Source organism: Pseudomonas sp. 29, from assembly GCF_002754355.1.
Lineage (GTDB): Bacteria > Pseudomonadota > Gammaproteobacteria > Pseudomonadales > Pseudomonadaceae > Aquipseudomonas > Aquipseudomonas neuropathica.
Map to the genome: position 1 here is coordinate 875,874 of NZ_PEEY01000001.1, position 23,281 is coordinate 899,154.

Annotated in this window: 11 protein-coding genes; 4 read left to right on the forward strand and 7 right to left on the reverse strand. The window is 61.6% G+C overall.

What is annotated here, in order from left to right:
* Positions 1-17: 17 nt before the first annotated feature.
* The 5 genes from CLU80_RS04085 to CLU80_RS04105 all read right to left on the reverse strand — a co-directional run bounded on the left by CLU80_RS04085 (position 18) and on the right by CLU80_RS04105 (position 4,584).
* Positions 18-242 carry an MbtH family protein gene (locus CLU80_RS04085; protein ID WP_038364139.1) on the reverse strand — a complete coding sequence of 75 codons (225 nt, stop codon included), beginning with the start codon at positions 240-242 and terminating at the stop codon, positions 18-20.
* 83 nt (positions 243-325) lie between these two features.
* The gene (locus tag CLU80_RS04090; protein WP_099756821.1) at positions 326-1,738 is read right to left on the reverse strand and encodes an aspartate aminotransferase family protein; all 1,413 of its coding nucleotides are present in this window, start codon (positions 1,736-1,738) and stop codon (positions 326-328) included.
* Positions 1,739-1,880: 142 nt separating this feature from the next.
* Positions 1,881-2,366, reverse strand: coding sequence for a GNAT family N-acetyltransferase (locus CLU80_RS04095; protein WP_099756822.1), 486 nt, complete (start codon positions 2,364-2,366; stop codon positions 1,881-1,883).
* A gap of 215 nt (positions 2,367-2,581) precedes the next feature.
* Positions 2,582-3,904, reverse strand: coding sequence for an ATP-binding protein (locus CLU80_RS04100; RefSeq protein WP_093435043.1), 1,323 nt, complete (start codon positions 3,902-3,904; stop codon positions 2,582-2,584).
* On the reverse strand, positions 3,904-4,584 hold the full coding sequence (locus tag CLU80_RS04105; RefSeq protein WP_034155191.1) for a response regulator: 681 nt from the start codon (positions 4,582-4,584) through the stop codon (positions 3,904-3,906). Before CLU80_RS04105 ends, CLU80_RS04100 begins: the two co-directional genes overlap by 1 nt.
* Positions 4,585-4,830: 246 nt before the next feature.
* On the opposite strand from CLU80_RS04105, the gene CLU80_RS04110 reads away from it, so the two are divergent.
* The 4 genes from CLU80_RS04110 to dsbG all read left to right on the forward strand — a co-directional run bounded on the left by CLU80_RS04110 (position 4,831) and on the right by dsbG (position 9,005).
* Entirely contained in the window at positions 4,831-5,523 is a 693-nt protein-coding gene (locus tag CLU80_RS04110; RefSeq protein ID WP_093435045.1) for a hypothetical protein, read from the forward strand.
* 97 nt (positions 5,524-5,620) lie between these two features.
* Positions 5,621-7,378 carry a protein-disulfide reductase DsbD gene (gene dsbD / locus CLU80_RS04115; protein ID WP_099756823.1) on the forward strand — a complete coding sequence of 586 codons (1,758 nt, stop codon included), beginning with the start codon at positions 5,621-5,623 and terminating at the stop codon, positions 7,376-7,378.
* The gene (locus CLU80_RS04120; protein WP_093435049.1) at positions 7,378-8,259 is read left to right on the forward strand and encodes a TlpA disulfide reductase family protein; all 882 of its coding nucleotides are present in this window, start codon (positions 7,378-7,380) and stop codon (positions 8,257-8,259) included. Before dsbD ends, CLU80_RS04120 begins: the two co-directional genes overlap by 1 nt.
* Positions 8,235-9,005 carry a thiol:disulfide interchange protein DsbG gene (gene dsbG, locus CLU80_RS04125; RefSeq protein ID WP_095048419.1) on the forward strand — a complete coding sequence of 257 codons (771 nt, stop codon included), beginning with the start codon at positions 8,235-8,237 and terminating at the stop codon, positions 9,003-9,005. Before CLU80_RS04120 ends, dsbG begins: the two co-directional genes overlap by 25 nt.
* A gap of 151 nt (positions 9,006-9,156) precedes the next feature.
* On the opposite strand, the gene CLU80_RS04130 is transcribed toward dsbG, so the two are convergent.
* Positions 9,157-9,972, reverse strand: a complete 816-nt coding sequence (locus CLU80_RS04130; RefSeq protein WP_099756824.1) for an alpha/beta fold hydrolase — start codon at positions 9,970-9,972, stop codon at positions 9,157-9,159.
* A 182-nt stretch (positions 9,973-10,154) separates the two neighbouring features.
* Complete coding sequence (locus tag CLU80_RS04135; protein WP_099756825.1) at positions 10,155-23,153, reverse strand: non-ribosomal peptide synthetase; 12,999 nt, start codon at positions 23,151-23,153, stop codon at positions 10,155-10,157.
* Between the last annotated feature and the right edge of the window lie 128 nt (positions 23,154-23,281).

Genomic DNA, 23,281 nt, shown 5'->3' on the forward strand with positions numbered 1-23,281 from the left:
TGTTTTTGCCCGGCCGCTTATTGCGCGGCGGCCTGGGCTTCCATCTTCTGGCGCAGACTCAGCGGACGCATGTCGGTCCAGACTTCTTCGATATAGGCCAGGCATTCCTTTTTCAGGCCGCTCTTGCCCACGGTGCGCCAGCCTTGCGGCACGGCTTTGTAGTCCGGCCAGATCGAGTATTGCTCTTCGTGGTTGACCACGACCTGAAAGAGGATGTCCTCGCGGTCGAATACTGACGTCATGCTGGTTCTCCATCGTTATAAGGGTGGGCTGCACGCTGAGTGCAGCCGGGTATGTAGAAAGAACGTTCGGCGCGGCGAAAAATTTACAGCGCAGCGGTGGCAGCGGCCAAAGCACGGCCAAAGATTTCCGCGACACGGTCGATTTCGGCGGCAGTGATCACCAGCGGCGGCAGGAAACGTACTACTGCGCCATGGCGACCGCCCAGCTCCAGAATCAGCCCACGCTTGAGGCATTCACGCTGGACCAGCGGCGCCAGTCGCGCAGACGCCGGCGGATGACCGAGCGCATCCGGTGGGCCGTTCGGCTCGACCAGCTCGACGCCGAGCATCAGGCCGCGACCACGAATGTCGCCCAGTTGCGGGAAGTCCCGTTGCAGGATGTGCAGGTGTTCGCTGAGGCGCTCGCCCATGGCAGCAGCGTGTTCGCAGACCTTATGCTCAACCAGATAACGCATCACCGCAGAACCTGCCGCCATGGCCATCTGATTGCCACGGAAGGTGCCGGCGTGCGCGCCCGGCTGCCAGGTGTCGAGCCAGTCGCGATAAACCACCACGGCCAATGGCAGGCTGCCGCCGATGGCTTTGGACAACACCACCACATCCGGGGTGATACCGGCGTGTTCGAAGGCAAACATCTTGCCGGTGCGGGCGAAACCGCTCTGGATCTCGTCGACGATCAACGCCACGCCGGCCTTTTCGGTGATCCGGCGCAAGCCGCGCAGCCACTCGATGTCCGCCGGAATCACACCGCCCTCGCCCTGCACCGCTTCGACGATCACCGCTGCGGGCAGTTGCACGCCGGCTTCCGGGTCGTTGAGCAAGTTTTCCAGATAGCTCAGGTTAGCCCTCACGCCCGCCGCGCCACCAAGGCCGAACGGGCAACGGTAGTCGTACGGGAACGGCATGAACTGCACGCCATTGCTGAGCAACGCACCCAGCGGTTTTTTCGGCCCCAGACTGCCCATCAGGCTCAGCGCGCCCTGGCTCATACCGTGATAACCACCGGAGAACGACAGCACGGTGCTGCGCCCGGTCGCCGTGCGTACCAGCTTCAATGCTGCTTCCACGGCATCGGTACCGGTCGGGCCGCAGAACTGGATTTTCGCTTGCGCCGCCAGGGCGGGCGGCAGCAGGCCGAACAGGTCCTGGACGAACTGATCCTTGACCGGCGTGGTCAGGTCGAGGGTATGCAATGGCAATTCATCGGCCAGTACCTTCTGGATCGCTTCGATCACCACCGGGTGGTTATGCCCCAGCGCCAGCGTGCCGGCCCCGGCGAGGCAGTCGATGAACGTGCGCCCTTCAACGTCTTCGACATACAGGCCTTTAGCGCGCTTCAGTGCCAATGGAATGCGTCGTGGATAGCTGCGCGCGTTGGACTCCTGCCGGGCCTGACGAGCCAGCAATGGCGATTCGTTGAACTGGTACAGCGTTTCGGCCGGCGCCGAGGTAACCCGGGCCGACGACTCTTCGATAAGGCTGGTGGCGACTGACATCTCTCGACCCCTCAATTGGCTATGGATAGTGACCAAAACAGCACACCGGACAGGTGCGCATTCCAATCGCGGAGCGCACTTGCAGGTTTTCCTGTTCTGGAAACGCTTAAGGGGCCTGAGGATTTAGCCCGTGATCGTGTTGTCAGGCCGGCGCTGCCAACGACTTGTGCATGGGCAGGGTCTGCACGCCTTGGTATTCGACGGGCGGCGCTGACTCGCGATAGCCCAGACGGCGATAAAAAGCACGACCGGTGCGCGTGCTGTTGAGATTCGCTTGAGCAACGTCGCGAACCCGCAACCAGCCTTCCAGATCGTACATCAACGCGCGCCCGACGCCCCGGCGAAAGGATTCTGGCTGCACGTAACACAGGGAAATGTCACCACAGGCCTGTGCCATGCCGACGCCGACCGGTTTGTCCGCCAGTAAAGCCATGGATAAATAGAAGTGCGGGTCGGCGAGGCGGGCGCTGATGAAGTCGGCGGATTGCTGAGTGATCCAGGTGCTGACCCGTGTCGGATCGTTGCGGTGGTCGAGTGCACAACCGATGCGGATCGAACGTTCGATGATGCGGCTGATGATGCCGGCGTCGGCCAGTGTGGCGGGACGAATGCAGATGGGTGCTTCCATGGCGCAATTCCCTCAATCCATTGAGTCAAAGCTGCGTTGACCTTACCCCCACCCCCGCCGGATAGCGAATGTCGAAAAGTTACATTTGATGTGCCAAAACATCCGCCCTTGTGGAAGCGAGCCTGCTCGCGAACGCGTTTTGTCAGCCACTTGGATGCTGACTGTGCCGCCGTCTTCGCGAGCAGGCTCGCTCCCACAGGGGATTTGTGGTCAGGTCAGACAGGTTGCAATGGCATGGTCAGCTCGACGCGCAGGCCATCCGGGCGGCTGTCGAAATGCAGGGCGCAGTCGCAGCGCTGAACGATCGCCTGGACAATCGCCAGGCCGAGGCCACAACCAGTGCTCTGGCCGTTGCGCCAGAAGCGTTGGGTCAGGTGTTGCAGATCATCCGGTGCAATGCCCGGGCCATGATCACGCACGACAAACCGCACGCGGTTGCCAATGGTTTCCAGACTCAGTTCGACTGCGCAGTCCTCAGGGGTATGGCGCAAGGCGTTGTCGAGCAGATTGCGCAGCGCCGCGATCGACAGCACCGCCGGCATGTGCAGCGGTGCAGCGCTAAGCCCGGCCGGCAGTTGCAGTTTGATGCGCTGGTGCTCGCCACCGGTGGCGTCCTGGATCGCCAGGCGTGCCACTTGCTCGGCGCTGCACTGCGAACCGTCATCGAACGACAGGCTGCCCTCGACCCGCGCCAGCAACAACAACTGTTCGAGGGTGCGATGCAAGCGATCGGCGCCCTCCTCGGCCCGCGCCAGTGACTGATCGCGGGCACTGCCGTCGGTCATGCGCGCAACTTGCAGGTGGGTCTTGATCGCCGTCAGCGGGCTGCGCAGTTCATGTGCTGCGTCACCGGTCAGACGGCGCTCACGCTCGATGGTCTTGCCGATGCGTTGAAACAACTGATTTTGCGTTTCCAGCAGCGGCTTCAATTCGCTGGGGAAGGTCTGGATCTGCAACGGCTCAAGCGAGTCGGCATTGCGCCGCATCAGCGCCTCACGCAGACGGTTGAGCGGCGCCAGCCCCTGGCCGATGCCCAGCCACAACAGGCACAGGCAGCCGAGCAGCGCCACGCCCACCGGCACCGACGCCGCCAGCAGGATCGACATGTTCAGGGCTTCGCGCTCGATCTGCCGGTCGGCCGTGGTGATGCGCACATCGCCCCGCGCCAGGGTGAAACTGCGCCACGGCGCGCCATCGATCATCTGGTCATGGAAGCCCATTTTCTCGGCTTCCAGCGCTTGTTCGGGATTATTGTGACTGCGCGCGAGTATTTCCCCGCGCAACGAGCTGACCTGACAGGCCATGCCGCCGGGGATATTCAGTTGTTCGGCACTGAAATGCGTGCCCTCGCCCTTGCTCGGCAGCGTCGGCAACTGTTCCAGCAGCCCGGCGACCATGCGCGCCGAGGCCACCAGACGCTGGTCGAGAGAGAACATCATCTGATTGCGCAGGTCACTGAGCATCCAGGCCGCCGCCAGCGCCCAGATCAGCGCAAACGCAGCGCCGAGGGTCAGGCTCAGGCGCAGTCGCAGGCTCATCACTTGCCTTGATCTCCACCGTCGGCCGGGCCGAGGCGATAGCCCAGACCGCGCACGGTTTCGACGATGCCTTTGCCCAGTTTGCTGCGCAAGTGATGGATGTGCACGTTCAGCGCGTTGCTTTCCAGTTCATCGTTGAAGCCGTAGACGCTGTCCTTCAACTGCTCGGTGGACAGCACCCGGCCACGATTGTGCAGCAGCGCCTGCAACAGCGATTGCTCGCGGCGCGACAAGTCCACCGGTTGCCCGGCCAGGGTGGTTTCGCGGCTGCTCGGATCGTACGTCAGCGCGCCATGCTCGATCAGGTTGACGCTGCGCCCGGCAACCCGGCGCAACAGGGTTTGCAGGCGGGCGAACAGTTCGCGCAGATCAAACGGCTTGAGCAGGTAATCGTCAGCCCCGGCCTGCAAGCCGTCAACGCGGTCGGTGACCGAGTCGCGCGCGGTCAGGATCAGCACTGGAATCTCCAGGCCACTCTGACGCAGTTGTTGCAGCAACTTGAGGCCATCTTCGTCGGGCAGGCCAAGATCGAGCACCATCACGTCGAATTCGGCGACTTTAAGTATCGCGCGGGCCTTCGATGCCGTGTTGACGTGTTCGACGGTCAGGCCTTGGGCACTGAGTCCCGCAACAATACCGCTGGCGATCAGTTCATCGTCTTCGCAAACCAGTACGTGCATGGGTACTCCGGAAACAAAAAGGCGAGTGAAACAGGCGAGGATTAAGGCGCAATTATGGCCGTCACCGACGCATACGGGAAGCCGGGCGCAAAAGCCGGTGCCGCCCGATTGCGCAAATCTATAGTCACGCCGCATTAAAAACTTCTCCCCACGAATAAAGAAACAATTCCTCCCTTTGTAAGACGCCTTCAATCATTTAGTTTTCAGCTGGCGATTACCTACAACTTTTAAAAGGACTTAATGAACATGCCTCAACTAAAAAACTTCGTCGCGATCGATTGGCGCTCCGGCCCCGACCGTATTTATTTCTTCTTCAAGGACAGCGACACCTATTCTCGATTCGATCTCGCTGACAACAAGGTATCCACCAACTACCCCGCCCCGGTTACCGATAGCTGGGACAGCTTTGGTCCTTATGCCAAAGGCTTGCGTTTCGGACTGACAACCACTTCATTCGGCTGGAACACCCCGACCGATGAAGATATTGCCTGGTTGTTCTTCTATCAGGGAACAACACCCGTGGTGTGTAAATACAATCAAGACAAAGACAAGGTCGATGCCTTCTATAAAGTTTCCGATTCAATCTGGAAGCCAATACTGCCCTACTTCGACAAAATCATCGCAGGCACCTGGTTTCAACTAACCGGTCACCCGTTCCTGTTCAGATTCATCCTCAACGATGGGCACTATCTATCGTTTAACTACAAGGCAAAGACCCTGACTTACAAATCCTTCGGGGATCATCAACTTGGCGCGCTGCAACCGTACAAGGACCGGATCATCACGGCAGCGCAAAATGACCGGACTTTTGCCGACAGCTACTGGTACATCTTCCTGACCAACAACCAATACCTGACTTACAACATTCAGTCCGACCGTCTGGTCTCCGGCCCACAAACCATCAATGACGAGAACTGGCCCGGACTGCTGCGCGGCTGATTGGCCGAAGCCGGAGGGCCTTGTAGGATACGGTTAATTATCGGTTAATCGCCGCCGCCCATTCTGCGTCTTACTTGCACAGGGACAAGGCTCCTCCATGCGTCATTTTTTTCTTTTGTTTGCTCTGCTGATCTCCAGCCTGGCCCAGGCCGGGAACAATCCATTTGAGACAAAACCGGAGTTTCTCCTGGTCGACCAGGCATTCGTGCTGACGTCCGAGCGCCTGGAATCCGGTGAGACCCAATTGTTCTGGCAAATCGCCGACGGTTATTACCTGTATCAGAAACGCCTGAAATTCGACGGACTGAGCGCAGCACAGCAGCCGACACTCCCTGAAGGCGAATCCCACAGCGACGAGTTTTTCGGTGAGCAACCGGTCTATCGCCAAGGGCTGGAAATTAAAATTCCAGCCTCGGCCACGGGGCAGATCAAGGTCGGCTATCAGGGCTGTGCCGACGCCGGCCTGTGCTATCCACCGCAAACCCGGATCATCGACCTGGGCGGTAAAGCGCCAGCCACGACAACACCGGCGACAACAGCGACAACGAACGACCAGGCACCGGATCAAGCCCTGGCCAGCAGCCTGCAAGAACACGCGTTGGGCTGGAGCTTGCTGGCGTTTTTCGGTTTCGGCTTGCTGCTGGCATTTGCGCCGTGCTCATTGCCGATGCTGCCGATTCTGGCCGGTATGGTCGTCGGCAGTGGTGCCACTCCGCGTCGCGGATTCGTATTGGCCGGCAGTTATGTGATTTGCATGGCGCTGGTGTATGCGGCGATGGGCGTGATTGCCGCGCTGCTCGGCGCGAACCTGCAGGCCTGGTTGCAAAATCCATGGCTGCTGGGGACCTTTGCCGCGATCTTCGTGGTGTTGGCGTTGCCGATGTTTGGCTTCTTTGAACTGCAATTGCCGGTGGCCCTGCGCGATCGCCTGGAACACGCCTCGCGCAGTCGCAGCGGTGGCAGCGTGATCGGTGCCGGAGCGCTCGGTGCATTGTCCGGTCTGTTGGTCGGCCCGTGCATGACCGCGCCACTGGCGGGTGTCTTACTGTATATCGCGCAGACCGGCAACGCGCTGCACGGTGGTTTGATTCTGTTTTCGCTGGGCATCGGCATCGGTGTGCCGCTGCTGTTGCTGGTGACCGTTGGCAATGGCTTTCTGCCCAAACCCGGTGCGTGGATGAACCTGCTCAAAGGCGTGTTCGGATTCTTCTTCCTCGCCACTGCGCTGGTGATGTTGCGCCCGGTGCTGGATGCGTCGTTATGGCTGGGCCTGTGCGGTGCGCTGCTGTTGATCGCCGCGTTCTGCGCCTGGAAACAGTCCGAAGGTTTTGGCCGCGTTGCGCAGTTGTTCGGCGCCAGTTCGTTGCTGCTCGGGTTGTGGGGCAGTCTGCTGGTGATCGGTGCGGCGGGCGGCAGCGATGATCCGTATCAACCGTTGCAGGTCTACAGTGCCGGCCGCGCCGGCACAGCGGCGTCGTCGGCTCACGATGCGTTCACCACGATCAAGGAGCCGGCGGCGCTGCAACGCGAACTCGATGCCGCCAAGGCTCAAGGCCAGTGGGTGCTGCTCGACTACTACGCCGACTGGTGTGTGTCGTGCAAGGTCATGGAGAAGCAGGTGTTCGGCAAGGACAAGGTCATGCAGGCGTTGAGTGATGTACGCCTGCTGCGGCTCGATGTGACTGCCGACAATGCCGCCAGCCGCGAACTGCTCAGCCGCTACAAAGTACCGGGGCCGCCGAGCTTCGTCTGGATCGGCACCGATGGCGAAGAACGCCGCAGCCAGCGCATCACCGGCGAAGTCGACGCCGAGACATTCCTGCAACACTGGACTGCCACCCGAGATGCCCATTAATGCTGACTTTCACCCTCGGCACCTTTGCCATCGCGCTTAACCACCTGCTGCTGATCAGTGCCCTGGCGCTGGCAACCTTTGTCGGCTGGCGGGTGGCCAAGCGTGGCGGTGATAACCCCGAGTCAGCATTGTTCAGCCTGTTTCTGCTGGGCATGCTCGCGGCGCGAATTGCCTTTGTGCTGCTGTACTGGTCGCACTATCGCAATGACCCGTGGCAGATCATCGATTTGCGCGACGGTGGTTTCCTCGCCTGGCCGGGGGTGATCGTGCTGTTGCTGGTCGCCCTGTATCGCGGCTGGCGCCGTCCAGGGCTGCGTCGCCCGTTGGGGTTTGGCGTGGCCAGCGGCCTGGCGTTCTGGCTGTTGGCGACACTGTCGTTGAACCTCTACGAACAAGGCACCCGGCTGCCGGACATCTCCCTGCGCAATGCGGCCGGGGAAACCATTCAGCTCCGTGATTATCAGGGCGGTCCACTGGTGATCAATCTGTGGGCGACCTGGTGCCCGCCGTGCCGGCGCGAGATGCCGGTGCTGGAAAACGCTCAGATGCAACGCCCGGACCTGACCTTCCTGTTCGTCAACCAAGCCGAAAGCATGCAGAGCGTGGCGACGTTTCTCGAAACCCAGGGCCTGAGCCTCAATAACGTGCTGTTCGACCGCAGTGGTCGGCTGGGTCAGGCCGTCGGTTCCATGGCATTGCCGACTACGCTGTTCTATAGCCCTGACGGTCGGCTGCTGACCAGCCACCTGGGTGAGCTGTCCAACGCCAGCCTGGCGCGCGCGCTGGAAAACTTCGCCGCCCCAACCCCGAATTCGAACCCGGCCACTGCACCGGCCACCTCTGCAAGGAAACTGCCATGCCCCGCCTCCGCCACCTGCTGACGCTGACTCTGGGCACCGCCCTGCTGCACTTGCCGTCGGTGCAGGCTGCTGAAGAGTTGCCTGCGGCGATCAAACAGATCGAAGCCAAAGGCGCGAAAATCGTCGGCCAGTTCGATGCCCCCGATGGTCTGCGCGGTTATGCGGCGCAGTATCAGAACCGAGGCATGGCGCTGTACCTGACCCCTGACGGCAAACACGTTTTGCTGGGTAATCTGTACGACGCCGACGGCAAGGATCTGAGCAGCGAGCCACTGCAAAAACTGGTCTATGCGCCGATGGCCAAGGAAGTCTGGGCCAAATTCGAGGCGAGCAACTGGATTCAGGACGGCAACAAGGATGCACCGCGCACGGTGTACCTGTTCAGCGATCCGAACTGCCCGTACTGCAATATGTTCTGGGAACAGGCGCGGCCATGGGTCAAGGCTGGCAAGGTGCAACTGCGGCACATCATGGTCGGCATCATTCGCGAAGACAGCCCGGGCAAATCGGCCGCGTTGCTGGCGGCGAAAGACCCGGCCAAGGCACTGGAAGATCACGAGAAGGCTGGCAAGGGCAGCTCACTGAAAGCGCTGAAAGATATTCCGGCGGCCGTGCAGACCAAACTGGCGGCCAACATGCAGTTGATGGAAGACCTCGACTTGCAGGCGACGCCGGCGATTTTCTACATGGATGACAAGGGCGAGCTGCAACAGCAACAAGGCGCGCCTTCGCCGGACAAGTTGGTGAAGATTCTCGGGCCTAAATAATTCCGGGTTTGTTGGCGCCTGAAATGACGCCTTCGCGAGCAGGCTCGCTCCCACAGGGATCGAATGTGTTCACAGACTCTGTGTTCAATGCGGTCACTGTGGGAGCGAGCCTGTCTCCGGACGGCGTTCCGACGAAGAACGATTACTCGGTCTAACGGTTGCGCTCGCTGAGGAAGGTAAACAACACCTCGGTGACAAACTGCGGATTCTCCAGATTGGAGATATGCCCCGCTTCCGGCACCAACACCCACGGGCAACCGATCAACTCGGCCATTTCCTTTGCTTCGGACGGCGGTCGCGGCTTGTCCTGATCGCCGCACATTACCAGCGTGGTCGCTGCGTTCAATTCGCCCAGCCGTGGCAACAAATCATCACGGCCAAAGGTGATTCGCCCCATCGGCACGATGCTTTCGCGCAGCCGATCCGAAGAGTACGCCGCCAGTTTCGCGCGGAAATCCTGATACAGCGCCGACTGCGGATCGATGCCCGGACGGAAGAAGATCGGCACGACGATATCCAGTAATTGCTCGGAGATTTCGCCGGTTTCCTCAATTTGCTTGAACAGCGAAAAGTAATACTGACGGGTGGGTTCAGGTTCGACGCCGACGTAGGTATCCATCAACACCAGACCGTTGATCCGCTGCGGTGCCGACAACGCCAGACGCACGCCCCACATGCCGCCGACCGACAGGCCAACCAGCGTGACACGGTCGATATCCAGATGATCGAGCAGAGCCTGCGCCTGACGGGCGATGTCGTCCAGTGAGGTCGTGCCTTCAGGCAACCGTCCCGATTCGCCATGGCCCCACAAATCCAGTGCAATCACCCGATAGTGCGGCGATAACGCGGCGATCTGCGGTGCCCACATCGCGTGATCCCACAGATAGCTGCCGGCCAGCAAAACTGCCGGACCAGTGCCTTGATCAATGTAATGCAGCGCTTGTCCGTCCACCGTGAAAAAAGGCATCGACCACCCCCGCGACAAAAAAGAGAACCGGCAGACTGAGCTGCCGGTTCTTTATCGTCAACCTTGGAAATGTACATGAATGTACCGGCCTCATCGCGAGCAGGCTCACTCCTACATTTTGGAATGCGTTCCCCTGTAGGAGTGAGCCTGCTCGCGATGAGGCCAGTGCAGACACTAGAGAATCAGAGGCCCTCCAGCTCCGCCATCAGATCATTCAACCGATCAACCTTCTCCTCGGTGATATCACTCGCCGCCAGTCCATCGATGTACTCAGCCAACTCCTCCACCGTGCTGCACTCGAACATCGCTCGCAGCGGCACATCGCGCTGCAGGGTTTTCTGCACCCGCGAGGCGATCTGCGTGGCCAGCAACGAATGCCCGCCCAGCTCGAAGAAGTTGTCGCGTACACCGACCTTTTCGACCTTCAGCACCTCAGCCCAAATATCAGCCAACGTCTGTTCAAGATCATTGCGCGGGGCCAGATAATCCTCGCTCTGCAACTGGCCGATCTCCAGCGCCGGCAAGGCTTTGCGATCGAGCTTGCCGTTGGCGTTCAGCGGCATTTGCTCTAGCCACAACCAGTGCAGCGGCACCATGTACTCTGGCAGTTCGGCGCGCAGGCGCTGCTTGATCCGCTCCAGGCGTTCGCTCGGATTGAGTGCCGAATCGGCCGCAACCAGATAACCGACCAAGTGTTTACCGTTGACGCCCTCCTGCACAGCGACCGCGCCATCGCGCACTTCCGGCTGTTCATGCAGGCGCGCTTCGATCTCACCCAGCTCGATGCGATAACCGCGAATCTTCACCTGATGGTCAACACGGCCAACGTACTCCAGCACACCGTCGCTGCGACGCCGCGCCAGGTCACCGGTGCGATACAGACGCTCGCCCGGCGCACCGAACGGGTTGGGCACAAACACCGGCGCGGTGCGCAACGGATCGCTGACATAACCGCGCCCGACGCCGGTCCCGGCGACACACAACTCACCTACCGCGCCCAACGGCACCAGTTCCAGCGCGCCATCGACCAGATAGAGCAAGTTGTTGTCGGTCGGCGTGCCGATCGGCAAGTAACTGCCGCGCGTCGACGCCATGTCGACACGGAAGAACGCCACGTCGTCCGAGCACTCCGCCGGACCGTACGCGTTGACCAAACCAATGTCCGGATAACGCAGCAGCCATTGATGCGCCAGTTCCGGTGGCATCGCTTCGCCGGTTGGCAGCATCCAGCGCAAGCCATCCAGACTCAGGCGCTCCGAGGCAAGCATGCCCTGAATCAGCGATGGCACACTCTCCAGCACGGTGATGCCCTGCGCTTGCACATGCACCAGCAAACCCTGCGGATCGTGAGCGATGGTGTTCGGCACGATGTCCACCCGCGCGCCGAATAATGGCGCGGCAAGGAATTGCCAGACCGAAATATCGAAGCTTTGCGAAGCGGTCTGCGCAATCACATCGGCGTCGCTCAGGTTCAGATACGGCACCTTGCTCAACTGGTTATTGAGCATGCCGCGCTGTTCGACCATTACGCCTTTCGGCAGGCCGGTCGAACCCGAGGTGTAGATCACGTAAGCGAGGTTGTCCGGGCCGCTGTAAATGCCGAGGTTCTGCGCCGCTGTCGCTGCCGCTTGAATCTCTTCCCAGACCAACAAGCGCGGGCGATTGGCGCAGCTGAATTCATCCAGCAAGGTCTGCGCCTGTTCAAAGCATGCTTTGGAGCAGACCAGCACCGGCGTGCGGCTCAATTCGATGATGCGTTGCAGACGCTGACTCGGCAGGCCCGGATCCAGCGGCAGATAACCCGCGCCAGCCTTGAAGCTGCCGATGATCATGCCGAGCAGATCGAGGTTACGTTCGCCGAGCAAGGCCACCGGTTGATCCATTTGCACACCGGCGGCGACCAGTGCATGGCCGAGACGGTTGGCGTTGTGGTTCAGCTCGGCATAGCTCTGTTGCTGATCCAGGCAACTGGCGGCGATGCGCTGCGGATGCGCGACAACCTGCGCTTCAAACAGCGCCACGTAGCTTTGCTCCAGTGGATAATTGTGGGCACTCTGGTTGCAACCGTGCAGCAGGAAGTCCTGTTCTTCGGCCCCCAGCAGCGGCAGATCGGCCATGTCGCCATGGAAGCCATCGACCAGCGCCAGCAGCAGACGTTTGAACTCGCCGAGCATGCGCTCGATGGTCGATTCGTCGAAATAACGCTGGTCGTACGACAGGTGCAGACCGAGGTCATCGCCCGGGTAACACACCGCCGTCAGCGGGAAGTTGGTGTGCGTTCGGCCCGAGTCCGAGGTCGCATTCAGGCTCTGCGCACGGTCCAGTACCGAGACTTCCACCGGGGCATTCTCGAAGACGAACAGGCTGTCGAACAGCGGCTGGCCTTTCGGCAATTCGCTTTGTTCCTGAATGTTCACCAGCGGCAGGTATTCGTATTCGCGCAGCTGCATGTTGCTGTCGAGCAAACCACTGAGCCACTGACGCACGCTGCTGCGCTGATCGTCCCCGGGCATTTTCACCCGCAGCGCGATGCTGTTGATGAACAGACCGACGGTGCGTTGCATCTCCGGCATGTCCACCGGACGCCCGGCCACGGTGACGCCGAAGAGCACGTCACGATCACCGCTTAGGCGCCGCAGGACCAAGGCCCACGCCGCTTGGGCGAAGGTGTTGATGGTCAGTTGATGCGCCTGCGCCAGTTCCCGCAGACGCGCACCGTCCTCGACATTGAGGCGGGTGTAGCGGTCGCCGACGACCATGCCGCCGCTTTCACCGGCATGTTCACGCAGGAATGGACGGTCGCTCGGAATCGGCGTGGTGCGCTCGAACCCTTGCAGGTTCTGCTGCCACCACTGCCGCGCTTCGGCGAGGCTCTGGCGTTGCAGCCAGCCGATGTAATCGCGGTAACGCGGTGGTACGGCGAGTTGCGCTTCACGACCCTCACCCAGCGCGGTGTAAATCTCGAAGAAGTCGTTCATCAGCAACGAGCGGCACCAGGCATCGATGAGGATGTGGTGGTTGCTCATCATGAACCAGTAACGCGACGCGCCGACCTTGATCAGGCGCAAGTGGAACGGCGCCTGATTGAGCAGATCGAAACCGGCCTCGCGCTCGCGTTGCAGCAGCGCTTGCAGCTTCGGTTCCTGCTCGATTTCAGCGATGGCGCTCCAGTCCAGATATTCGATTGGCGTACGACCCGGCGTATGAATCACTTGCAGCATGTCTTCGCCAACGTTCCAGCAGAACGAGGCACGCAGCGCTTCGTGACGGGCGACCACCGCTTGCCAGGCCTGAGCGAAACGCTGCGGGTCGAGTTCGCTGTTGATGCGGTAGCGATCCTGCATGTAGTACAGGCCGGTGCCCGGTTCGAGCAAGGTGTGCAGCAACATGCCTTCCTGCATCGGCGTCAGCGGATAGACGTCTTCGATGTGCGCGGCCGGCACCGGCAAGGCATCGAGTTGCGCCTGAGTCAGCCTGGCCAGCGGGAAGTCCGATGGCGTCAGGCCGCCGGCCTCGTCTTGCAGGCAATGGGCGATCAGGCTTTGCAGCTCACCGAGGTAAGCGTCGGCCAGATCGTTGATGGTCTGCGCGTCATAACGCTCGCCGCTGAAGGTCCAGCGCAGGAGCAATTCACCGCCGTAAACCTGGCTGTCGATGCTCAACTCGTTGGGCAATGGCGCCTGCGGATCGTGCGCGGCACCGACCGGCTCGTCCAGCGGACGGAACAGCGCATCACTGCCGAAGCTCTGGTCGAACTGGCCGAGGTAGTTGAAGGTAACCGGCGCCTGCGGCAGCGCGGCCATGCTGCGCTGGCTGAGGTCATCGGCGAGATAACGCAGCACGCCGTAGCCGAGGCCTTTGTGCGGCACCGCGCGCAGTTGCTCCTTGATTGCCTTGATCGAAGCGCCCTGCCCGGCGGCTTCTTCGATGTTGTGCGGGGTCAGACGCAACGGGTAAGCGCTGGTGAACCAGCCGACGGTGCGGGTCAGGTCGATCTCGTCGAACAGGGTTTCGCGGCCGTGGCCTTCCAGTTGAATCAGCGCCGACGGTTGCCCACTCCAGCGGCAGAGTACGCGGGCCAGTGCGGTCAGCAGCAGATCGTTGACCTGCGTGCGGTAAGCCGCCGGAGCCTGTTGCAGCAACTGTTTGGTGTGCTCGGCATCGAGGCGCACGCTGACGGTTTGTGCGTGACGATTCTGCTGGCCGCTCTGCGGATTTTCGCAGGGCAGATCAGCGTTCGGCCCGGCCAGTTGGGTCTGCCACCAGTCGAGTTCTTCGCGCAGGGATTCGCTGCCGGCGTAGGCCTGCAAACGCGCAGCCCAGTCCTTGAAAGAGCTGGTTTTCGCCGGCAGTTTTACCGCTTGTTCGGCGTCGAGTTGGCGATACACGGTTTGCAGATCATCGAGCAGAACGCGCCACGACACGCCGTCAACCACCAAGTGATGGATGGCGATAAACAGGCGTTGTTGATCTTCAGGGCCATCGACCAGCACGGCACGCACCAACGGGCCTTGTTCAAGATCGAGACTGCGCTGAGCATCAGCGAACAGTGCTTCACACTTGTCCATCGAGGTCACGCGCACTTGCCACAACACCACCGCATCGGAGGCTGGTTGATGCGTCGCTTGCCATTGGCCGTCGGCCTCGGTGAAGCGCAGACGCAAGGCGTCATGCTGCTCAATCACCGCCAGCAGCGCCTGCTCCAGACGATGCGGTTCCAGCGCCACAGTTGGCTCCAGCAACAACGCCTGGTTCCAGTGCTGACGTTCAGGGATTTCCGTGTCGAAGAACCAGCGCTGAATCGGCGTCAGGGCCGATTCGCCAGCCACCAGGCCTTGCTCGGCCGTCACCTGCTCGGTACGACTGGCCACAGCGGCGAGGGTTTGCACGGTCTGATGCTGGAACAGATCACGCGGGCTGAAATGAATGCCTTGCTGCCGCGCGCGGCTGACCACTTGAATCGACAGAATCGAGTCGCCACCGAGTTCGAAGAAATTGTCGTTGAGGCCGACCTGCTCGACGTTGAGTACTTCGCACCAGATCTGCGCCAGGGTCTGCTCCAGTTCGTTACTCGGCGCGACGTAGTCCTGACGATTCAACTCAGGGTCCGGCGCAGGCAACGCGCGGCGGTCGAGTTTGCCGTTGGCGGTCAGCGGCATGCTCGCCAGCAGGATCAGGTGGGTCGGCACCATGTAATCCGGCAGTTGTGCCTTGAGGTGCGCCTTGAGGGCGTCGCGCAGTTCAGCCTGACGGGCTTCACTTTGCTCGGCAACCTCGGTGACGAGATAGCCAACCAGTTGTTTGCCGCTCGGGGCATCCAGTGCGAGCACCACGGCTTCGCGGATCGACTCGTGATCGAGCAGACGCGTTTCGATTTCGCCCAGTTCGATACGGAATCCACGGATTTTCACCTGATGGTCGATTCGTCCCAAATATTCCACCAAACCATCGGCACGCTGGCGCACCAGGTCACCGGTGCGATACATGCGCCCGCCATCGGTGGCGAATGGGTCAGCGACAAAACGCTCGGCGGTAATGCCCGGACGGTCGTGATAGGCCTGGGCCAGACCGGCGCCGCCGACGAACAATTCACCGGTTGCACCTTGCGGTACCAATGCCAGATCGGCGTCGAGAATGTACGCCACGCGTGCGCCAATCACGCTGCCGATCGGCACGCTGCCGGCGCCCTCGTCCAGCACCTCCGGCGCCAGACTGGCCAGGGGCATGACCACGGTTTCGGTCGGGCCGTAGGCATTGAAGAACATCGCCGGTTGGAACGCCGCGCGAATCCGTTGCAGGTGTTCACCGGTCAGCGCTTCGCCGCCGGTGATGATCATCCGCACCGGCAAGATCTCGTTTTGCGTCGAGAGGAACTGCGCCAACTGACTGCCGTAGCTCGGGGTAAAACCAAGCACGTTGATTTTATGCGTGCGGATCAAATCGCAGATTTCTTCCGCGTCCCACTGCCCCTGCGCACGTAACACCACTTGCGCGCCACTGAGCAACGGCACCAACAGGCGCTCGGTCGCCGCGTCGAAGTTGATCGAATAGAAATGCAGTTCGCAGTCGTCGGGGCGCATGGCAAACCGCTTGATCACCGCTTGGCAGTGCATGGCGATTTCGCCGTGGGAGACCACCACGCCTTTTGGTTTACCGGTGGAACCCGAGGTGTAAATCAGGTACGCCTGATGCTGCGGCAGGCTGATAAACGGCAGCTCGCGAGCCGGGTAAGCGGCGAGTGCCGCGCTGTCTTCTTCCAGACACCAGCGCGCCACACTTGGCGGCAGATCGCCAAGGGCTTTGAACATGGCGCGATCACTGAGCAGCAGGCCGATGCGGCTGTCTTCGATCATGTAATGCAGACGGTCGAGCGGGTATTCCGGGTCCAGCGGCACATACGCACCGCCAGCCTTGAGAATCGCCAGCAGGCCGACGACCATTTCCAGCGAACGCTCCAGCGCCAGGCCGACCCGCACCTGCGGGCCGACACCGCGCTCACGCAAGGCCCAGGCCAGACGATTGGCGCGGGCGTCGAGTTCGGCGTAGATCAGGGTCTGCCCGGCGAAGGTCAGGGCCGGCGCGTCTTTGCGGGCCAGCGCCTGTTCGGCGAACAGGTGATGAATGCACTGATCGAGACGATGCTCGCCCGACTCGATGCCGAGGTTGTCGAGCAGGTGCTGTTGCTCAGGCGCATCGAGCAGCGGCAATTCACTCAGGCGCTGCTGCGGATCGGCGATCAGCGCTTCGAGCAGATTGCGCCAATGCTTGGCCATGCGCGCGATGGTCGGCTCGTCGAACAGATCGGTGCTGTAAGTCAGGCAGCAACCGAGGCGATGGTCGAGGTCGGTGACTTCCAGGTTGAGGTCGAACTTGGTCGCTCGTGCATCGTTGGCCAGGTACTCGACGGTCATGCCGGCGAGCATGCGGCTCTGCTGGAATTCCCAGCGCTGCACGTTGCACATCACCTGAAACAGCGGGTTGTACGCAGCGCTGCGCGGCGGTTGCAAGGCTTCAACCAGATGATCGAATGGCAGATCCTGATGCGACTGGCCTTCGATCACGGTGTGACGCACCTGCTCGAACAGTTCGCCGACCGACATCATGCCGTCGAGCTGGCAACGCAGCACTTGGGTGTTGAGGAACGCACCGATCAACCCTTCACTTTCCGGGCGAATGCGGTTGGCCACCGGCGCGCCAATGCGCAGATCGGTCTGGCCGCTATAGCGGTAAAGCAGCGTCGCGAGTGCGGCGGTCATGGTCATGAACAGGGTCAGACCGTTTTGCGCATTGAACGCACGAACCCGCGCGGCGAGGTCGTCGCTAAGGTCGAAACGGAACAGCTCACCCTGATGGCTTTGCACTGGGGGACGCGGACGGTCCCCCGGCAATTCCAGCAGCGGATGTTCACGACCGAGTTGCGCGGTCCAGTAGTCGAGTTGGCGCTGACGCTCGCCGGATTCCAGCCAGTTGCGTTGCCAGACGCTGTAGTCGAGGTACTGCACCGGCAGCGGCTCAAGCGGCGAATCACGGTCATCGACAAAGGCTTCGTACAGCGCACTGAGTTCCCGGGCGAAAATATCCATCGCCCAGCCTTCGGTGACGATGTGGTGCAGAGTCAGGACAAAGTAATGTTCGTGCTCGGCAGTCTTCACCAGACAGGCGCGCAGCAGCGGGCCGGTTTCCAGATCGAACGGCAGATGCGCTTCGTCATCGGCCAGTTGCTGAACCTTTTGCTCACGCACATCGGCGGCAAGTTTTGAGAAATCCTTCCAGCCCATGCGCACACCGGTTTCGCCATGCACTTGTTGGCGGGCGACGCCGTCGACGCTCAGGAAGGTGGTGCGCAGGGTTTCGTGGCGCAGGATCAGCGCTTGCAACGCGGCCTCGAAACACTCGACATGCAACACGCCGCGCAGGCGCGCCATGCCGCCAACGTTGTAGGCCGGGCTGTCCGGTTCCATCTGCCAGAGGAACCACATGCGCTGTTGCGAGTACGACAACGGCACCGGTTGGCTGCGATCGACCTTGTCGATCGGTGGCTGTTTGTTGGTGCGACCGCTGGCCTGGATCAAGCGGATCTGTTCGGCGAAATCAGCCAGTTCGCTGTGCTCGAACAACGCGCGCAATGGCAGCTCGACGTCGCAGGCCTGACGAGTACGCGAGATAATTTGCGTTGCCAACAGCGAGTGGCCACCAAGGGCGAAGAAGTCGTCGCGCAGACCGACTTGAGGCAGACCGAGCACTTCGCGCCAGATCGCGGCGATCTGCTGTTCCAGTGCAGTGACCGGTTCGACGTGTTCACGCACTTGCCATTGCGGCTCGGGCAAGGCGCGGCGGTCGAGTTTGCCGCTGGGGCTGAGGGGCATTGCGTCCAGACGCATCAGTTGCGCCGGGACCATGTACTCCGGCAGCTCGGCGGCCAGCGCGGTTTTCAGCCGGGTGATTTGCTCGTCAGGATTTTCACTGGCATCGGTCGCGGTGAAGTAGCCGATCAGCTGCGCACCGGCAGCGGTTTCACGCACCAGCACCACGGCTTGGGCGACGCCGTCCTGGGCGAGCAAGCGTGCTTCGATTTCTTCCGGTTCGACGCGGAAGCCACGCAGTTTGACTTGCTGATCGAGGCGGCCGAGGTATTCGATCACGCCATCGGATGTCCAGCGCGCGCGGTCGCCGGTGCGGTACAACCGAGCGCCCTGCTCGCCCAATGGATCGACCACAAAGCGTTCAGCGGTCATCGATGGACGACCAAGGTAACCGCGAGCCAGGCCGATGCCGCTGATGCACAATTCACCCGGCACACCGGCCGGCAGCGGATTGAGATCGGCGTCGAGCACGCGGCAGATCACGTTGCCCAGCGGACGACCGATCGGCGAGCGCTCACCATCGGCAGTGGTGCAATGCCAGTGGGTGACGTTGATCGCGGTTTCAGTCGGGCCGTAACGGTTGTGCAATTGCACCGCCGGCAGTTGCGCGAGGATGCGGTTGCGCAGTTCGGCGGGCAGCGCTTCGCCGCCGGAGAACACCCGGCGCAGGCTGATGCATTCGGCGCTCAGCGGTTCGTCGATGAACAGCGAGAGCAGCGGCGGCACAAAGTGCAGCGTGGTCACGCCATAGGCCTGAACCAACTGGGCGATGCGATGCGGATCGCGATGTTCGCCGGGGCCGGCAATCAACAGTCGCGCACCGGTGATCAGTGGCCAGAAGCATTCCCACACCGACACGTCGAAACTGATCGGTGCCTTTTGCATCAGCACATCGGTTTCATCGAGGCGGTAGGTGTTCTGCATCCATTGCAGACGCTCGGCCAGTGCCGCGTGGGTGTTGCCGACGCCTTTCGGCTGGCCGGTGGAACCCGAGGTGTAAATCACATAGGCGAGATTATCACCGTGCAGGTGCAGACCCGGTGCCTGGCTCGGCCAGTTTTCCAGGTGCAGCGCGTCCATGGCGATCACGCTGACGCCGTCGCTGGCCGGCAAGCGGCCGAGCAATTCAGTCTGGGTCAGCAGCAGTTCGACGCCGCTGTCGCGGAGCATGTAAGCCAGACGATCGGCCGGATAATCCGGGTCCAGTGGCACATAGGCGCCGCCGGCCTTGATGATCGCCAGCAGGCCGATCAACAGTTGCGGCGAACGCTCGGCAGCGATGGCCACGCAGACATCCGGGCCGACGCCTTTGTCGCGCAGATAATGCGCAAGGCGGTTGGCTTGCGTATGCAATTCGGCAAAGTCGAGGCTGCCGCCGTCCCACACCAGCGCGGTGCGTTCCGGGGTCAGGCGCGCCTGTTCGTTGAGCAGTTCTGGCAGCCATTGTTGCGCCGGGGTGCATGGCGCAACGCCCCAGTGTTGTTGCTGATCGTGCTCAGTGGCGGTCAGCAGTTGCAGATCACCGATGGCTTGCTCCGGACGTTCGCAGACGTCGTGCAACAGGTTGCTGAAATGCTCGGCCAGACGCTCGATGGTCGCCACATCGAACAGTTCGCTGGCGTAGTCGAACGACAGGGTCAGGCGACCGTTACGGTCTTCTTCGCTGTGCAATTGCAGGTCGAACTTGGCTTCGCGGCTGTGCCACGGCAGTTCTTCGGCGAGCAGACCCGGCAGACGTTTGAGCGCACTCAAATCACGTTGCTGGTGGTTGAACATGACCTGAAACAGACCTTGTTCGCGGGCCTGCGGGAAGGCTTCGAGGAGTTGTTCGAAGGGCAGATCCTGATTCGCCTGGGCACCGAGTGCGGCGTTGCGGGTCTGAGCCAACAGCGCAACGAATGACAGGCGCGAATCGATCTCTGCACGCAGCACTTGGGTGTTGATGAAGAAGCCGATCAGGCCCTGGGTTTCCAGGCGTGGACGGTTGGCATTCGGTACGCCGATGCGGATGTCGCGCTGACCGCTGTAGCGATGCAGCAGGCTCTGGAATGCCGCGAGCAACAGCATGAACGGGGTCGATTGCTGAGCCTGTGCCGTGTTACGGAGCGCATCGCTGAGGCTCGCGCCCAGACGCACGGTGTGGCGTGCGGCGCTGTGAGTTTGCTTGGCGGAGCGTGGGTAATCGGTGGCCAGTTCCAGCGCTGGATGCTCGTCGCCCAACTGCGCTTTCCACCAGGCCAGTTGCCGCGCGCTCTCGCCTTGCGCCAGCCATTGACGCTGCCAGCTGCCGTAGTCGGCGTACTGGGCTGGCAATGGCGCGAGGTTGGCCGTCAGCCCTTGCGAAGCGGCGGCGTACAGGCGCGAGAATTCGTCGATCAATACGTTCAGCGACCAGCCGTCGGCAATGATGTGGTGCAGCGTCACCAGCAATTGGTGATCTTCGTCGTCGAGACGCACCAGCGTCACCCGCAGCAGCGGACCTTTTTCCAGGTCGAACCGGGTGCGTGCTTCGTCTTCGCGGATTTGTTGCGCACGGGCCTCGCGCTCGGGCGCCGGCAAGTCGCTGATGTCGATCAGTTGCAGGTTGAATTTGGCGCCGACAGTCACTTGTTGCAGGGCCACGCCGTCGCGCTCGAAGAAACGCGTGCGCAGGGATTCGTGGCGTTCGATCAGTTGCTGGAAGCTGGCACGCAAAGCGTCTTCGTCCAGTTCGCCACGCAAACGCAGGGCACCGGGAATGTTATAGGCGCTGCTCTGTGGGTCGAGTTGCCAAGTGATCCACAAACGGTTTTGCGCCAGCGATTGCGGCATCGGCTCGCTGCGCGACAACGCGGTGATTGCACCTTGGGCGCTGCCGCCGTCCTGCTGCTGTTGCGCAACGGCTGCGGCGAACGCCGCCAGGGTCGGAGCTTCGAACAACAGCCGCAGGTTCAGCTCAAGCGCGAGTTCTTCACGCACGCGGGCGACCACCTGCGTAGCGGCGATCGAGTTGCCGCCGAGCAGGAAGAAGTGGTCGTCGGCATTGACCTGTTTGACGTTGAGTTGCTCAGCCCAGATCTTGCCGATCAAGCCTTCAAGTTCTGAGGCGCTGGTGACTGCATCCTGGCTTTCAACGGTGTTCGACGGGAACACCGCGTAGCTGTCGAGGCTGCCATCGGCCAGACGATTGCGGCACGCCGAGCGCTGCAATTTGCCACTGGAAGTTTTCGGCAAGGCGCCGGGATTAAGCAGCACCACCACGCTCGGGGCTTCCTGACAAGCCTCAGCCACGGCTTGGCGAATGGCTTTGATCAATGCCTCCGGCGGGAGGATTTTCTGCACGCTGCGGCTGATTTCCGCCGCGATGCCGATGCCCTCCTCGCCATCCTGATTGACCGCAAATGCAGCGACGCGACCCTTGCGCACCACTTCCACTTCGTTCTCGACCGTTTTTTCGATGTCCTGTGGATACAGGTTGTGGCCGCGCACGATCAGCATGTCTTTCAGGCGTCCGGTGATGAACAGCTCCGCGTCGCGCATGAAGCCCAGGTCGCCGGTGCGCAGCCAGGTGCGGCCGGCGTGCTGGACGAAGGTCTTGGCGCTCGCTTCAGGATTGCGCCAGTAGCCGTGGGCGATGCTCGGGCCTGCGGCCCAGACTTCGCCGACCGCGTTGTCGGCGAGTTCGACGAGCGTGTTCGGCTCGACGATCAGCACCGCGTGTTCCGGTTGGCTGATACCACAACTCATGATTGGGCTGCCATCGCCCGGCTCGGCGCGGTTTTGTGCCAGCGCCTGATCGTCCACGCGCAGTGCCGGAATACCGGTGCCGCGCGGGGTGCCGGCGACGAATAGCGTGGCTTCGGCCAAACCGTACGAGGCCATGAAGCTGTGCTCACTGAAACCACATGCGGCGAACTTCTCGGCGAAGCGCTCAAGGGTGTCGAGACGGATTGGCTCGGAACCGGAATAGGCCACGCGCCAGCGACTCAGATCGAGACGTTCCAGCGCCGACTCGCTGACCCGTTCGCTGCACAAGCGATAGGCGAAGTCCGGCCCGCCGCTGATGGTGCCGCCGTATTCGCTGATCGCTTCCAGCCAGCGCAATGGCCGACCGAGGAAGTACGCCGGCGACATCAGAATGCATGGCACGCCGCTGAAAATTGGCTGCAGCAGACCACCGATCAAACCCATGTCGTGGTACAGCGGCAGCCAGCTGACGATCACATCGTCAGGGTTCACGTCGATGCCGAAACCGTGACGGATCAGGAGTTCGTTGGCGACCAGATTGCCGTGGCTGACTTGCACGCCTTTGGGCAGTGCAGTCGAACCGGAGGTGTATTGCAGGAAGGCGATATGGTCTTGCGGCAGGCTCGGTTCAACCCAGTTTTGCGCCAGTGTCTTGTCGAGAGTGTCGACACACAACAACGGCGGCGCACCCTCGATCTGCTGCAAGGCGTCGCGCAGGTCGGCGCTGGTCAGCAGCAGACGCGGTTCGGCGTCGGCAATGATCGACAGCAAACGCTCCTGATGGTGACGGCGCGCGGATTCCGGCGGATAGGCCGGCACTGCAATCACGCCGGCGTATAGGCAGCCAAAAAATGCCGCGACGTAATCCGGACCGCTGGGAAACAGCAATACCGCGCGGTCACCGAAGGCAGCCTCGGCTTGCAGCGCTGCCGCAATGGTGCGTGCGCGCTCATCCAGCTCACGATAACTGAGTACCACAGCCTGCTCTTCGTTTTCGGCGAGAAAACGCAAGGCCAGTCGATCCGGCGTCAGGGCCGCGCGGCGCTGGAGGGCTTGGACCAGGGTGCTGGGGAGTTCGAACGCGTCGGTCATGAGGTTTCCTGCCTGAATTCGGCTTGCTAATGGAATCGGGTTTGCTGCGTCACGCCCCTCGAAGGGCATGCAGGGCGCGGTCTGTGCCGACCACGCAAGGCTGCGGAATGTGGTGTGGCCGGGGTTGT